This is a genomic window from Rhodopseudomonas palustris (genome assembly GCF_007005445.1).
In the GTDB taxonomy this organism is placed as follows: Bacteria; Pseudomonadota; Alphaproteobacteria; order Rhizobiales; family Xanthobacteraceae; genus Rhodopseudomonas; species Rhodopseudomonas palustris_G.
Window position 1 is genome coordinate 2,547,243 of the sequence record NZ_CP041387.1, and the last position, 15,000, is coordinate 2,562,242.

Annotated in this window: 13 protein-coding genes; 4 read left to right on the forward strand and 9 right to left on the reverse strand. The window is 64.1% G+C overall.

Annotation, left to right across the window (positions count from 1 at the left end; translation table 11 throughout):
- Positions 1–41: 41 nt before the first annotated feature.
- The 5 genes from rpsJ to rpsL form a co-directional block, all read right to left on the reverse strand.
- Complete coding sequence (gene rpsJ / locus FLL57_RS11675; protein WP_002712302.1) at positions 42–350, reverse strand: 30S ribosomal protein S10; 309 nt, start codon at positions 348–350, stop codon at positions 42–44.
- 88 nt (positions 351–438) lie between these two features.
- Positions 439–1,629 (reverse strand): elongation factor Tu, encoded by a 1,191-nt coding sequence (tuf, locus tag FLL57_RS11680; RefSeq protein WP_013501895.1) that lies wholly within the window; start codon positions 1,627–1,629, stop codon positions 439–441.
- 38 nt (positions 1,630–1,667) lie between these two features.
- Positions 1,668–3,740 carry an elongation factor G gene (fusA, locus tag FLL57_RS11685; RefSeq protein WP_013501917.1) on the reverse strand — a complete coding sequence of 691 codons (2,073 nt, stop codon included), beginning with the start codon at positions 3,738–3,740 and terminating at the stop codon, positions 1,668–1,670.
- Positions 3,741–3,770: 30 nt separating this feature from the next.
- A complete protein-coding gene (rpsG, locus tag FLL57_RS11690) occupies positions 3,771–4,241 on the reverse strand; it encodes a 30S ribosomal protein S7 (RefSeq protein WP_013501916.1) in 471 nt (156 codons plus the stop codon).
- 15 nt (positions 4,242–4,256) lie between these two features.
- Positions 4,257–4,628 (reverse strand): 30S ribosomal protein S12, encoded by a 372-nt coding sequence (gene rpsL, locus FLL57_RS11695; RefSeq protein WP_008969396.1) that lies wholly within the window; start codon positions 4,626–4,628, stop codon positions 4,257–4,259.
- Between the two features lie 922 nt (positions 4,629–5,550).
- Here rpsL and FLL57_RS11700 point away from each other — a divergent pair.
- A complete protein-coding gene (locus FLL57_RS11700; RefSeq protein ID WP_142882961.1) occupies positions 5,551–6,474 on the forward strand; it encodes a hypothetical protein in 924 nt (307 codons plus the stop codon).
- On the opposite strand, the gene FLL57_RS11705 is transcribed toward FLL57_RS11700, so the two are convergent.
- Positions 6,437–7,285 carry an AraC family transcriptional regulator gene (locus tag FLL57_RS11705; protein ID WP_142882962.1) on the reverse strand — a complete coding sequence of 283 codons (849 nt, stop codon included), beginning with the start codon at positions 7,283–7,285 and terminating at the stop codon, positions 6,437–6,439. The genes FLL57_RS11700 and FLL57_RS11705 overlap by 38 nt on opposite strands.
- A gap of 136 nt (positions 7,286–7,421) precedes the next feature.
- Between FLL57_RS11705 and FLL57_RS11710 the strand changes: the two genes are divergently transcribed.
- Both FLL57_RS11710 and FLL57_RS11715 read left to right on the forward strand, forming a co-directional pair.
- Positions 7,422–8,117 (forward strand): O-methyltransferase, encoded by a 696-nt coding sequence (locus tag FLL57_RS11710; RefSeq protein ID WP_142882963.1) that lies wholly within the window; start codon positions 7,422–7,424, stop codon positions 8,115–8,117.
- Between the two features lie 458 nt (positions 8,118–8,575).
- Positions 8,576–9,295 (forward strand): DUF2971 domain-containing protein, encoded by a 720-nt coding sequence (locus FLL57_RS11715; RefSeq protein WP_185966136.1) that lies wholly within the window; start codon positions 8,576–8,578, stop codon positions 9,293–9,295.
- Between the two features lie 210 nt (positions 9,296–9,505).
- Here FLL57_RS11715 and FLL57_RS11720 read toward each other — a convergent pair whose 3' ends face one another.
- Both FLL57_RS11720 and FLL57_RS11725 read right to left on the reverse strand, forming a co-directional pair.
- Positions 9,506–10,258 (reverse strand): hypothetical protein, encoded by a 753-nt coding sequence (locus FLL57_RS11720; protein WP_142882965.1) that lies wholly within the window; start codon positions 10,256–10,258, stop codon positions 9,506–9,508.
- 390 nt (positions 10,259–10,648) lie between these two features.
- Complete coding sequence (locus FLL57_RS11725) at positions 10,649–11,530, reverse strand: LysR substrate-binding domain-containing protein (protein WP_235677124.1); 882 nt, start codon at positions 11,528–11,530, stop codon at positions 10,649–10,651.
- Between the two features lie 96 nt (positions 11,531–11,626).
- On the opposite strand from FLL57_RS11725, the gene FLL57_RS11730 reads away from it, so the two are divergent.
- Positions 11,627–12,844 carry a YbfB/YjiJ family MFS transporter gene (locus FLL57_RS11730; RefSeq protein ID WP_185966137.1) on the forward strand — a complete coding sequence of 406 codons (1,218 nt, stop codon included), beginning with the start codon at positions 11,627–11,629 and terminating at the stop codon, positions 12,842–12,844.
- On the opposite strand, the gene FLL57_RS11735 is transcribed toward FLL57_RS11730, so the two are convergent.
- Positions 12,839–14,968: a heavy metal translocating P-type ATPase gene (locus FLL57_RS11735; RefSeq protein WP_142882967.1), complete on the reverse strand. Its 2,130-nt coding sequence runs from the start codon at positions 14,966–14,968 to the stop codon at positions 12,839–12,841. The two genes, FLL57_RS11730 and FLL57_RS11735, sit on opposite strands and share 6 nt — an antisense overlap.
- Positions 14,969–15,000 lie beyond the last annotated feature (32 nt).

The window sequence follows — 15,000 nt, forward strand, 5'->3', positions numbered from 1 at the left end:
TCCTGTTCTTTCTGTCCGTTCGATAACCGGACGTTACAATCTCAGAGCTTGATTTCGACGTCGACGCCGGCGGCCAGGTCGAGCTTCATCAGAGCATCGACGGTCTGCGGAGTCGGGTCGACGATGTCGAGCAGGCGCTTGTGGGTGCGCATCTCGAACTGCTCGCGGCTCTTCTTGTCGACGTGCGGCGAACGGTTGACGGTGAACTTCTCGATCCGGGTCGGCAGCGGGATCGGCCCGCGCACCTGCGCACCGGTTCGCTTCGCGGTGTTGACGATCTCGCGGGTCGACGTATCGAGAATCCGATGGTCGAACGCCTTGAGGCGAATGCGAATATTCTGGCCGTTCATTGCCGTATTCTTTCTTTAGAGAGCGAGTGGTGAGTGGCGAGCAGCGAATAGTCTCCTATCCGCCGCTCGCTATTCGCTATTCGCGTTCTTACTCGATGATCGCGGCGACGACGCCGGCGCCCACCGTGCGGCCGCCTTCGCGGATGGCGAAGCGCAGCTTCTCTTCCATCGCGATCGGCACGATCAGGTGCACTTCCATCGCGATGTTGTCGCCCGGCATCACCATCTCGGTGCCTTCCGGCAGGTGCACCACACCGGTCACGTCGGTGGTGCGGAAGTAGAACTGCGGACGGTAGTTGGTGAAGAACGGGGTGTGGCGGCCGCCCTCTTCCTTGGTGAGGATGTAGGCTTCGGCCTTGAACTTGGTGTGCGGCTTCACCGAGCCCGGCTTGCACAGCACCTGGCCGCGCTCGACGTCCTCACGCTTGGTGCCGCGCAGCAGCGCGCCGATGTTGTCGCCCGCCTGGCCCTGATCGAGCAGCTTGCGGAACATTTCCACGCCGGTGCAGGTGGTCTTCTGCGTGTCGCGGATGCCGACGATCTCGATTTCCTCGCCGACCTTGATCACGCCGCGCTCGACACGGCCGGTCACCACGGTGCCGCGGCCCGAGATCGAGAACACGTCTTCCACCGGCATCAGGAACGGCTGGTCGATCGGACGCTCCGGCTGCGGAATGTAGGCGTCGACCTGGCGCATCAGCTCCAGGATCGCGTCGTGCCCGAGCTTCTGGTCGGAGTTCTCCAGCGCCGCCAGCGCCGAGCCCTTGACGATCGGAATGTCGTCGCCCGGGAAGTCGTACTTCGACAGAAGCTCGCGCACTTCCATCTCGACCAGCTCGAGCAGTTCCGGATCGTCGACCATGTCGCACTTGTTCAGGAACACCACCAGCGCCGGCACGCCGACCTGACGGGCCAGCAGGATGTGCTCGCGGGTCTGCGGCATCGGGCCGTCGGCCGCCGACACCACCAGGATCGCGCCGTCCATCTGCGCCGCTCCGGTGATCATGTTCTTCACGTAGTCGGCGTGGCCGGGGCAGTCGACGTGCGCGTAGTGACGGTTCTGCGTCTCGTACTCGACATGCGCGGTCGAAATCGTGATGCCGCGCGCCTTCTCTTCCGGCGCCTTGTCGATCTGGTCGTAGGCCGTGAACGTCGCACCGCCCGTCTCCGCCAGAACCTTGGTGATCGCCGCCGTCAGCGACGTCTTGCCATGGTCGACGTGACCGATCGTCCCGATGTTGCAATGCGGCTTCGTACGTTCAAACTTTGCTTTGGCCATTGCTCTCTCCGTTCAGTCGCGGCTCACACCGGCGACAATCAGGCAAACTTCTTCTGGACTTCAGCCGACACGTTGGCCGGCGCTTCAGCGTAGTGGTCGAACTGCATGGTGAAGTTCGCCCGGCCCTGGCTCATCGAGCGCAGGTTGTTGACGTAACCGAACATGTTCATCAGCGGCACCATCGCGTTGATCACGTTGGCATTGCCGCGCATGTCCTGACCCTGGATCTGGCCACGCCGCGAGTTGAGGTCGCCGATCACCGAGCCGGTGTAGTCTTCCGGCGTCACCACCTCGACCTTCATGATCGGCTCGAGGAGGACCGACTTGCCCTTCTGCAGCGCTTCGCGGAACGCGGCGCGCGAGGCGATTTCGAACGCCAGCGCCGACGAGTCGACGTCGTGGTACTTACCGTCGACCAGCGTCACCTTGACGTCGACGACCGGGAAGCCCGCGACCACGCCCGAAGACAGCACGCTCTCGATGCCCTTTTCGACACCCGGGATGTACTCCTTCGGCACCGCACCGCCGACGATCTTCGACTCGAACACGTAGCCGGCGCCCGGCTCGTTCGGCTCGACGACGAAGCTCACCGCCGCGAACTGACCAGTACCGCCGGTCTGCTTCTTGTGGGTGTAGTCGACTTCGGCCTTCTTGGTGATGCGCTCACGGAACGCCACCTGCGGCGCGCCGATGTTGGCATCGACCTTGTAGGTGCGCTTCAGGATGTCGACCTTGATGTCGAGGTGAAGTTCGCCCATGCCCTTCAGGATGGTCTGACCGGACTCGAGGTCGGTCGACACCCGGAACGACGGATCCTCGGCGGCCAGCTTCGCCAGCGCGACGCCGAGCTTCTCCTGGTCTGCCTTCGACTTCGGCTCGATCGCGATTTCGATCACCGGCTCCGGGAATTCCATCTTTTCGAGGATCACCGGGTTGGCGGGATCGCACAGCGTGTCGCCGGTGCGGGCTTCCTTCAGGCCGGCCAGCGCGACGATGTCGCCCGCATAGGCTTCCTTGATGTCTTCGCGGTTGTTGGCGTGCATCAGCAGCATGCGGCCGATGCGCTCCTTCTTCTCGCGGGTCGAGTTCACCACGCCGGTACCGCTCTGCAGGACGCCAGAGTAGATGCGGCAGAACGTGATGGTGCCGACGAACGGGTCGTCCATGATCTTGAACGCGAGCAGCGACAGCGGCTCCTTGTCGTCCGCCTTGCGCACGACTTCGTTGCCCTGATCGTCGGTGCCCTTGATCGCCGGCACGTCGAGCGGCGACGGCAGGTAGTCGACCACGGCGTCGAGCAGCGGCTGCACGCCCTTGTTCTTGAACGCCGAGCCGCACAGCACCGGATAGAACGCACCGGTCAGCACAGCCTTGCGGATCAGACGCTTCAGGGTCGCCTCGTCCGGCATGGTCCCTTCGAGATAGGCGCCCATCGCGTCGTCGTCGAGCTCGACGGCGGCTTCGATCATCTTCTCGCGATATTCCTTGGCCTGATCGAGCAGATCCTCGGGAATATCGACGTCCTCGAACTTGGCGCCGAGCGATTCATCGTTCCACACCACGGCCTTCATGCGGACCAGATCGATCACGCCCTTGAAGTTGTTCTCCGAGCCGATCGGGAGCTGGATCGCCACTGGCTTGGCGCCGAGACGGTCGACGATGTCCTGCAGGCACTTGAAGAAGTCAGCGCCGGTCTTGTCCATCTTGTTGGCGAAGACGATGCGCGGAACCTTGTACTTGTCGCCCTGGCGCCACACGGTCTCGGTCTGCGGCTCGACGCCCTGGTTGGAGTCGAGAACGCACACCGCACCGTCGAGCACGCGCAGCGAACGCTCGACTTCGATGGTGAAGTCGACGTGGCCGGGGGTGTCGATGATGTTCAGACGCTTGCCGTTCCAGAACGCGGTGGTGGCGGCGGACGTGATGGTGATGCCCCGCTCCTGCTCCTGCGTCATCCAGTCCATCGTCGCGGCACCTTCGTGCACTTCGCCGATCTTGTGGCTCTTGCCGGTGTAGAACAGGATGCGCTCGGTCGTCGTGGTCTTGCCGGCATCGATGTGGGCCATGATGCCGAAGTTGCGGTAGTCCTCGATGGCGTGAACGCGGGGCATGACGTCTTCCTTGATTCCGTTGCTTCGCCGTTACCAGCGATAGTGCGAGAACGCGCGGTTGGCTTCCGCCATCTTGTGCACGTCTTCGCGCTTCTTCACGGCGTTGCCGCGATTGTTCGAGGCGTCGAGCAGCTCGGCGGAGAGACGCTCGGTCATGGTCTTTTCGTTGCGGCCGCGGGCGGCCGAGATCAGCCAGCGAATGCCCAGCGCCTGACGGCGGGTGGAGCGAACCTCGACCGGCACCTGGTAGGTGGCGCCGCCGACGCGGCGGGAGCGCACTTCGATCGCCGGCATGACGTTCTCGAGCGCCTGCTCGAACACGCCGAGCGGCGGCTGCTTGGTCTTGGCTTCGATGATGTCGAAGGCACCGTAGACGATGCTTTCGGCGACCGACTTCTTGCCGGCATACATCACCGAGTTCATGAACTTGGTGACGATGATGTTCCCGAACTTCGGATCCGGAAGAACTTCGCGCTTTTCGGCGGCGTGACGACGGGACATGGATGCTCTCCCCGCTTACTTCGGACGCTTCGCGCCGTACTTCGAACGGCGCTGCTTACGGTTCTTGACGCCCTGGGTATCGAGGACGCCGCGGAGGATGTGGTAGCGCACGCCCGGCAAGTCCTTGACGCGGCCGCCGCGGATCATCACCACCGAGTGCTCCTGCAGGTTGTGACCCTCACCCGGGATGTAACCGATGACCTCGAAGCCGTTGGTCAGGCGCACCTTGGCAACCTTACGCAGCGCCGAGTTCGGCTTCTTCGGCGTCGTGGTGTAGACGCGGGTGCACACGCCGCGCTTCTGCGGCGACTGCTGCAGCGCGGGAACCTTCTTGCGCGACTTCTGCACCACGCGCGGATTTGCGATCAGCTGGTTGATCGTCGGCATCTTCGCCTTCACCCTCAAGCTTCGCGCGAAACCGATCAGTCGGCTTCGCAAATTCATTCGGGGCTACCCGCCCCAGCGGCCGCCCTGCTCGACCGGACCCACGCCCGATCACGCAAAGCGAAATCGCGCCAGCCACCCATCGCTGAGCGGAAAGCGCTTCCACGCAACAGAGGACCGCAGCAAAGACCGGGCAGCTTCCACTGACCGGCTCCGACCGAGGTCATGCTTCCAAAACCGTTCCGACGAGAAAGAGCCCCGTAAGAACGCTCAATGTCCTGGCATTGCCTGGCTTATGTCGACAGCGTTTGAGCGACTTGGGTCGAGGGTGGTGCCCGAAAGTCCTTGAAAGGACGGCCCGGGTTGTCCGTTCCGACGTTGGCGAAGCTCACCGCCTGTCTTGAAGTGGGCGGGTTGTATCGGCGCACTCCCCCTAAGTCAAGGCAAAACAGCCGCCAGATGACGGTTCGGCGACGACTTTTCGCACTCCATCCGACCGGCATGAAACGCCGATGGAATGGGGCGTTATCGCATCGCGGCAGGCTCGCGCAGGGACGCCGATTTCGGACTCCGGGTGGGGTCCGCAGCGGCTCGATCCGGGGTCTGCAGGGCGCGATTCATAGAATCGTCAGGTGTTGCCCAGGCGATTCCGGCACCGAGTCGGGGGAATCGACCGCTCCCGCCGTCTCGATTCGGCACAAACCGGACCTTCCTGCGCGCCTCGGCGCCCTACGGTATTTAAACACCACATCGAGACCGAGACGCATTCGACCAACGACCGCCGCCCGATTCAAGGACGATCGCGTCCCGCGGTCCCGCGATCCACAGATGGCAGACGATCCCGATTGCCGGCCGCAGCGACGCTGTGGCTTACTGCCGGAGCTGGACGCCGCGATCGGCCGGCCGCAGCAAGAGATGGGATCAGATGGCGAGTTGGGGGCGAGCTCGGTTGACCCGGCGGCCATGGCATCTCGCGGCCGCCGCCATCGCTGCCGGCGTGTTGCATCTCCTCGCCGCCCCCGCCTTGGCGGCCGACGCAGATGACGACGACGCGGCGCCCGCGCAGACCTATCCCAATATCTACCTCGATCTCCGCACCACTTACGGCCGCACCCCGGCCGGGGCGCTGTCGATCGGCTTTGCGAGCCCGACCATCGCGGTGCTGTCCCGGCTCCGGGAGCTGACGGCGCTGCCGCCGCTGCAGACGCCGACGCTGCCGGCGAGCCAGAGCGTGGAACTGGACGTGCCACTGACCGTCGACGTCAACGACCGCGTCTCGCTGTATGGCGGCTTCAGCGCCACCACCAGCAACGGCGGATCTGGCTGGAGCGCGGTCGACATCACCAGTTGGAACGTCGGCGTCCAGGCCGACATCTATCGCCAGGACGGCGGATCGCTGCCGACCTTGACACTACAGACCACCCTCACCCGCTCGGTGCCGAGCGGACCGCTCGCCACCACCTCGCTCAACACCATCCTGGAGGCGTCCTACGCATTCGACGCCGACGAGACCCGCGGCGTTCTGGCTGGCGTGCAGTACACCACCACGGCGATCGATGCCGACCGCGCCGCGATCCACCCCAACACGGTCGGCTGGCTCGGGGGCTATTACCAGTGGGACAGCAACTGGAAGCTGACCGGCCGCGCCGGCCTGCAGTCGTTCGGCGGCGCCGAACTGCTGCGCTTCACCCCGATCGACGCCTTCACCCAGCCGATCCTGCGGATCGACCTCGACAAGATGGACGACAACGACAACCGCCTGTACGGCATCACCGCGCAGGTGGCGTGGACGCCGAAGCCGGCCTATCAGCTCACGGTGCGGACGCCGCTGTATCTGAGCAGCAAGTGACTCGGGCGCCGGCATGGCGTTCCGCCATGTAGCGGCCCGGTGACGTGCCGAGCGTCTTGCGGAACATGGTGACGAAGCTCGGCACACTCTCGTAACCCAGATCGGCGGCGACCTGCTGGATCGAGGCGCCGCCGGCCAGCCACTGCACCGCGAGCATGACGCCGAGCTGCTGGCGCCAGCGCCCGAAGCTCATCCCGGTCTCGCGGCTGATCAACCGCCCCAGCGTCCGCTCGCTGAGGCCGGTGCGCTCGGCCCAGCCCTGCAGCGAACCACGATCGGCGGGCGCGGCCATCATCAGGTCGGCCAACGCGCGCAGCCGCGGATCGGACGGCATCGGCAGATGCAGATCCTCGATCCTGGCAGCCCCGATCTCGTCGAGCAACACCGCGATCAGACGCGAAGCCGCTCCGTCCTCGTCGTACAGCAGCGGCAGCCTGGCGGCACGGAACAGCAGTTCGCGCAGCAGCGGCGTCACCGAGACGGTGCAGCAGCGTTGCGGCAGTCCCACATCGATGCCGGCGGCGACGAACGCAGCATAGCCTTCGAGCCTGCCGGTCGCCGTGATCGCGTGCAGCGTGCCGCCTGGTATCCAGACCGCGCTGCGCGGCGGCACGATCCACAATCCGCCTTCCACCCGGCAACTCAGTGCACCGCGCTGCACCAGCAGGATCTGCGCCTTGGCATGGCAGTGCAGATCGATCTCGAACGAGCCGATCATCTCCGACGCGATGCCATAGGCAACCACCGGGCGCGCGACCTCGTCGGGTTCGATCCAGTCGGCCGCAGTGGAGCTTTCAGTGAGAAGTGGCATGGTCCGACCTACCATGCCGCTTGGCGCAAATGGATAACAATCTGTCTAAGCTACGTAATGACGCCACCGCAGCCTCCCTTTACTCACCCGGACAGCCGAGGCCGAACCGGTCTCGGCATGACCGAAAGGGACTTGCATGACATCGCAGAGCAGCAAGCGCATCGCAGAGACGCTCGACAAACTGCACGCAGAGGCCGAGGCCGCGGATCGCGCCCTGATGGCCGAGATGATGGCGCAGGCCGAAAGGTCCGGTGAAACGCTGAAGGACTTGGCCGCCAGATTTGTCGATGAGGAACGTCTCAACTATCGAACGACTTATCGAGAGCACGCCGATCATTTTCTGGCGATTTCTCCAGCCTATGGCCGCTTCCTTTACGCGATCGCGCGCGCCCGCAGAGCGACCCGGATCGTCGAGTTCGGCACATCGATGGGAATCTCGACGATCTACCTCGCGGCTGCGCTACGCGACAATGGCGGCGGCCGGCTGATCGGCTCCGAGATCGAGCCCACCAAAGTCACGCGGGCGCGGGCTCACCTCGAAGCGGCGGGGCTGGCCGATCTGGTGGAGATCCGCGAGGGCGATGCACTCGACACGCTGAAAGACGTCGGCGGCGACGTCGACGTCCTGTCGATCGACGGCGCGTTCTCGCTGTACCTGCCGGTGCTCAAACTGATCGAGCCCCGGCTGTCACCCGGCGCCGTGATCCTCGGCGAGAACGCGTTTGCGCAGGACTATCTCGATTACGTCCGCGCCCCCGCCAATGGCTATTTCTCCCGCTCGCTCGACATCGACGAAGGCCGCGGCAACGAATTCACCGTGCGGATCGGATGACGCCAGCGGGCAGAGCAACAAGCCCGAACGCCGCGAGACTCGGCATCGCGGCGAGGCCAACCGCAGAGGAAGCGAGCGACGTCGGCGCGGAGCTGGAGGCGTGATCGACCCTCGCAAGATCGACGACACCGACAACCACCTATTCTGCATCACCGCGCAGGTATCGTGGACAGCGACGCGGACCGATCCGCCTTTGGTGCGACCGCCGTTTGCATCTGACGAAGAACTGGCAAGGCAGGTCCGCTTGCGCTGAGAACCGGCACCGAAGCGGGAGCGCGACCGATGCTGCCATGGGCCGGAAACGGACGTCGATGCCCCCCGCCCGAAAGGTTAGTTATGGGCGAATTTCGGACATGTCGAGGCAGTCGTCGCGCAGTGCGCGGGTATCGCGGTCTATTGACGGAATGCAAGCGCTAGGGTTGAACCCTCGGGCTTATTCACTCATCACAGGTATATCGATGGTCCGCATTGAACCTCCGGTGGCACCGGCAAACTTGTACCGCTACCGCTCCCTAACCCATCGGCCCAACAGTTTGGCGAGCGAGATACGATCGATCCGCGAGGCGTACCTCTATTGCTCGAACTTCCGCACCATGAATGACCCAATGGAGGGCTTCTACGACCCGACCGTGGGGCTACGCGGGGTAGAGGACTATGAGCACGTCGTACGGCGCATCTACGATGCCAAGAGCTACCACGGTATCGCGTGCTTCAGCGAAACAAATTCCAACGAGCTAATGTGGGCACATTACGCAGACAACTACGCAGGCATATGCGTGCGATACAAAACGCAGGCGTTACTCGACGGGCTTTCCAACGACGTCTGTGTGGCCAGAGTCAATTATGGAGATGTTCCACCGCCGGTCGACCACGACGACGCTATGGATAGCAGGAGCGCTGCCATCAAAATCCTCTCGCACAAGAAAGCGGCTTGGGCTTACGAACGTGAATGGCGCGTCTTAGGCAATATCAAGAGGACTTCTTATGACGACCACCACGCGGTCGACGCGATCTATTTTGGCTCGCGCATCGACGACGAACATCGCGATCGGATACTCGACGAACTCGCCAACATGCGCATCGATTTCTTCAACATGACCGTGCGGGGCTATCAGCATCTCTTCGAACCTCTTGACGCCCATCCTCCGCGCAGGCGGCGTGCTGATGAACGCGCATGATTTGCACGAACCGCGAGGGCTCGTATGCCCTCTCCGCAGCGCGACGCGCTTGGAAACCGAAGAGGCACTATTCCTGATTATCGACGTGAGCAAGATGGGCTCGAAGCTCACCAGCATTAAGAAACTCCAAGCCGAGCATCGGGCCGCAGGCCAAAGAACCGCGGATATCGTAGTGGTCGACGCCCAGCGGTAGCCATCGGCGAGCAAGCGCTAAATGCACTGACCCGATGCTTTCCGAGCATAATAGTCGTCGATCTTAGCCTGTAGGCGTCTCTCGACAAAATGAAGAACTGAGCTCGTAAAACGCCATAGATCGCCTTCTATCAGGCTGAAGAGGGAAGCCCCCGATAGGAATAGGCCCATCGTCTGGCTGCGCTCGTTCTCCGGTGAGCCAAATTCGATAGATTGATCAGCCGTCGGCTGCATGAAGTAATAGACACTCCCGTACGCGTTGGGATGCACGAATTCCGAAAGTTGGTCGTAGTCGCGCCGCGCATGAGGAACGATCTTGTCCATGGCGTCGATCTGCTTGAGGATGCTGACCGCAGTGTAGTCGTAAAGATCCGTGTTCTTCTTTTTGACTTCGAAACGCTGGGCTAACGAGCGCTGGTGCGCAAGGGCGACAGCATCAACCACTCTATCGGTGTCGATAAGTTTGATAACCTGATTGCAGAAATCATGAACACATGCTGCGGACTCGTACAAGCATCGGACGGCAGTCAAAGCGATCAAACCGTGTCCGGCATCCAGCGCATGTTTGCCGCCGTCCAGAAAAGCCAGTGCTCGTCGTATGTGAGCCTGGAAGAAGACCTCCGCTTGGCCTCGTATCATCGATACGTCATCGAGCGGGTCCATATTGACGCTGTCTTTAAGGGTTTGCCGGACACGATCGATGTAGAGGTTGATCGCGTCGATCTGATCGAACATCGCCGTATCGGACGAGATTTGCGTCTTGTCGAACATGCTCGGATGCTCGTCTGGTTGAAAGCTCGTCAATAGCATTGTTTCGGTGCGCATGATAGTGCGTGGCTAAGAACAGTGGCGATGGAGCGGCGATGCAGCCTGATAGCCGCCCGCCGGCACACCCTTCAGGCCGGGTCGCAACGCAATCCTGGCAGAGTTCTGGTTAGGCGTACCGAGATCTGCTGTGCATTGGCCCGAAACCGCCGATCTAGAATGTCGTCGCCATGTCGGTGAAGGGGGCTGAATTCGCACGTCCGTAACTCGGTCGCAAAGGCCGCTCCGGGTCACAACCACCATTCTCATCCAAGCAAGGCGGCACGCCTGCTTCAATCTCGAAGCGGTCGAAGGACGAGCCTCCCACAGATTGCGCGCCGGTCAAACGCCCCCCTGCTATCCACCGCCCCGCCGCTTTGCGCCCGCATTCGGGAGCAGAGCCATCAGGGCCTGCAACGACGAACTCGGCCCGCCGGACCAGACCAGATGCGTCCGGTTGTTTCGCAGCTTGGCCGGCAGCGGGTGGCGGTCCACCGCCGTGCCCAAAGCGGCGTGATCGAGCACGCCTGCGGGCACGATGGCGATGCCGGAGCCGGCCGCGACGCAGGCGACGATGGCGTGATACGAACCGAGGTCGAGAATTCGGTCGGGTGATACGCCTTCCAATGCCAGCCATTCCATCAGGCGCCGGCGATAGGAGCAGCCGTGCGGAAACGCCACCACGGTCTTACCGCCGAGGTCGGCGGAGCGGCGCAGCGGGCGGTCGCCCTTGGCGGTGATCAGCACCAGTTCTTCGTCGAACGCAGCAACTGAGGCGAAGCTACCCGGCTCGAACGGCTCGGAGACGAAGGCGGCGTCGATCTCGAACCGCTCCAATTGCCGAAGCAGCGCGGCGGTGGTGTCCGTCGTCATCTGGATCGCGATGTCGGGGTAACGCGCATGAAAGCGCGAGAGCACCGGAGGCAGCCGCACCCCGGCCGCACTTTCCAGAGAGCCCAGCCGCAGCACGCCCCTCGACTTGCCGCTGCGCAACTCCTGCTCGGCGGCATCAGCCATCTGCAGCAGACGTTCGGCGTGGCTCAGCAGGGTGCGGCCGACATCGGTGAGGACCAGACCGCGCCCCTGCCGGCGAAACAGGCTGTGCCCGATCCGCTCCTCGAATTGCTTGATGCGAGTGGTGACGTTGGACGGCACCCGGTGCAGCCGGTTCGCCGCGCGGGTGACCCCGCCCTCCCTGACGACGGCGCGGAAGATCTCGAGGTCGTCGAGGTCCATCATTCTCATATCGAGAACGGTAGTTCATAATAATTCAGTTTTCAATGCTGGCCCGATTTGCTGTTGTCGATGCCTCGCTTGGCTTGATCGGGCAACCTGATGCACCGCACTTCCGTCGAAGCCGCCAACCTTCATCCGCCGACCTGGCTGATCGTCATGAGCGGCACTATGGCGCTCGCCGCCGCGATGGGGATCGGCCGGTTCGCGTTCACGCCGCTGTTGCCGCTGATGATGCGCGACGGCACCTTGAATGCCGCCGCCGGTGCCGAATGGGCGGCGGCGAACTACGCCGGCTACCTGGCGGGCGCGCTGACCGCCTCGATCTTTGCCGGCCATCCGCAGCGCGGCCTGCGCTTGTCGCTGATCGGCATCGTGCTGTCGACGATGGCGCCAGCGTGGATCGATCGCGGCTCGATGGAGCTTGTCGGCGCCGTGCTGCGCGCGGTGTCCGGGGTCTGCAGCGCATGGGCGCTGGTGTGCGCCAGCAGTTGGTGCCTCACTGAACTCGCGCGGCGCCACAGCGCGCAGCTCGGCGCCTGGATCTATTGCGGCGTCGGCCTCGGCATTGCGCTGGCGGGGACGATCGCCTGGCTCGGCGGGCAGCAGACAGCTTCCGCGCTTTGGCTCGAACTCGGAACGATCACGGCGCTCGGCACGATCATCGTCGCCGCCGGCCTCGGACGCCGCACCAGCGCGCCGTCGCCGGCGGGCACGCCTGCGCACGCGCAACTCGCGACCAAGAGTACGGATCGTCAGTGGGGCATCGTGGCGTGTTACGGCGCCTTCGGCTTCGGCTACATCATTCCGGCCACCTTCCTGCCGGCGATGGCGCGGGAGTTGACCGCGAACCCGTTGGTGTTCGGCATCACCTGGCCGCTGTTCGGGCTGGCTGCCGCCATCTCGGTGGCGCTCGCGGCGCATCGGCTCCACGGCTGGCCGCGGCGGCGGGTGTGGGCGCTGGCGCAAGGGACGATGGCGGTCGGCACGGCGCTGCCGCTGATCAGCCACGCGCTGTGGTCCCTCGCCGCCTCCGCCGTACTGGTCGGCGGCACTTTCATGGTCGCGACGATGGCCGGACTTCAGCTTGCCCGCGAGCTGTGTCCCGCCAATCCGACGCCGCTGCTGGCGCGGATGACGGTGGCGTTCGCCGTCGGGCAGATCATCGGGCCGGTCGTCATTCGCCTGCTCGGCACCGGCACCTGGGCCGGCTGGGACAGCATGGCCTGGGCCAGCGCCGCCTCCACCCTGCTGCTGGCGATCAGCACAGCCTGGCTCTGCCGCGACGCCGAGCCAGCCGCCCCTCATCCGGCGTCATGACTCCGACGCCCGCCACCGCAGCAATCTGAGGGCGTTCGCGGTGACCAGGACGGTGGCGCCGGTGTCGGCGAGGATCGCCATCCACAACGTCGTCACGCCGAGCAGGCTGGTGGCGAGGAACACCGCTTTCAGCCCGAGCGCGATCGAGATGTTCTGCCAGATGTTGCCGAGCGTGGCCTGCGACAGCGCAATCAATTCCACGACGCCGCGTGTGCGGTCGTTCAGCAGCGCAGCATCGGCGGTCTCCAGCGCCACGTCCGTTCCTCCCCCCATGGCGATGCCGACGGACGCAGCCGCGAGCGCCGGCGCATCATTGATGCCGTCGCCAACCATCGCCACCGGGGATACGTCCTTCAGGCGGCTGATCTCCGCGAGCTTGGCGTCGGGCAGAAGCTCCGCGCGGACCTCCATGCCAAGTCGGTCCGCGATGGCGCCCGCCGTTCGCGCGTTGTCGCCCGTCAGCATGACCACCGCGATGCCTTTGGATGCGAGTTGCCGCAAAGCACCTGCCGCATCCGGACGCGGCTCGTCGCGCAGCGCAATCGCTCCGTCGCAGGTCTTTCCAGAGATCAGAACCACGACGGTTTTACCCTCTCGCTCGAGACGGGAGATCGTCGCCGCAAGCTCCGGCGGAATCGTCGTCCGCTCTGCCGCAAAGCGTGGTGACCCGACGAAGGCGAAGCCATCTTTGAGGCGCGCCGAGACCGCCTTGCCCGGGACCGCCTGACTGCCTCCAAACGCCACAGGAAGCTGTAGCTTGCGCTCCTTCGCGGTCCGGACGATCGCCTGTCCGATCGGGTGGTTGGTGTTGCCTTCGACAGCCGCCGCGCGGGCGAGGACGAGGTCTTCATCGCCGATCACGGAAATGACGTCGGTCACCTGAGGCCGACCCAGTGTCAGCGTGCCGGTCTTGTCGAAGGCGACGGTCTTGACTTTGCCGAGCGTCTCCAGCACCGCACCGCCCTTGATGAGCAGCCCTTTGCGAGCCCCCACCGCAAGTCCGGACGCAATGGCGGCCGGCGTCGAAATCACGAGAGCGCATGGACAGGCGATCAGCAGCGTGGCGAGTCCGCGATAGATCCAGGTCGTCCAATCCTCGCCGAAACCAAGCGGCGGTACGATGATGACAAGGAGCGCCACCAGCATGGCGGCGGGCGTGTACCACCGGCTGAGACGATCGATCATCCGCTCCGTCGGCGCCTTGGATTCCTGCGCTTCTGCGACGAGGTGAATAATGCGCGCAATCGTGTTGTCGGCCGCCGCATTCGTCGTCTCGATGCGCAGCTCTCCGTTTGCGTTGATGCTGCCGGCATAGACGTGATCGCCGACCGCCTTGGCGACCGGCACGGACTCGCCGGTGATCGGTGCTTCGTTCACGTCAGAGTGGCCGTCGATAACCTTGCCGTCCGACGGGATACGGTCGCCGGGACGCACCACCACCACATCTCCGATCATGAGGTCGGCAGCCGGAATCTCCTCGACTTCGTCTGAACCATCGCGCAGCCGCCTCGCGGTGCGCGGCACCACGCCGATCAGCGCTTCAATCCCGGATCGCGCGCGCCCCGCCGCGAAAGTCTCCAGCCATTCGCCCACGCTGAACAGAACGATGACCACGGCCGCCTCCTCGGCCTCGCCGATCATGACCGCGCCGATCGCCGCAACGCTCATCAGCGTTTCGATGCTGAACGGGGATCCCGAACGCGCGCCGATCAAGGCCCGACGTGCGATCGGGATCAGACAGACCGCGGCCGCTGCGGAATAGAGCCATCGCTCGAAGGCCGGAAAGAGCTGCGCTAAGGTGAACGCCAGAGCAAACACCGTCGCTGCGAACATGACCGATTGCAGCTTCGCGTCCTGCCACCACGGTAGGCGTTGTCGTTCTGTCGCGAGGCTGCTTGGCGACGACGCGGTCGCTAGCGGTCGGTAACCGAGCGAGCGAAGCTGTTCGTCGATGGTGCTCGGCGAAATCCTGCCCCGATCAAGCCGAAGGGCCAAGGTGCCGGCGGAGTAGCTGACGCGAACATCCGCGACACCCGACAGCCGCTGCATCGCGGTCTCGATCTTGAGCGCGCAGGAGGCGCAGTCCATGCCCTCCACACGAATTTTATAGGCCTCGGTCGCCACAGCATCACCTCGACAAAGCGTTGTGACACCCC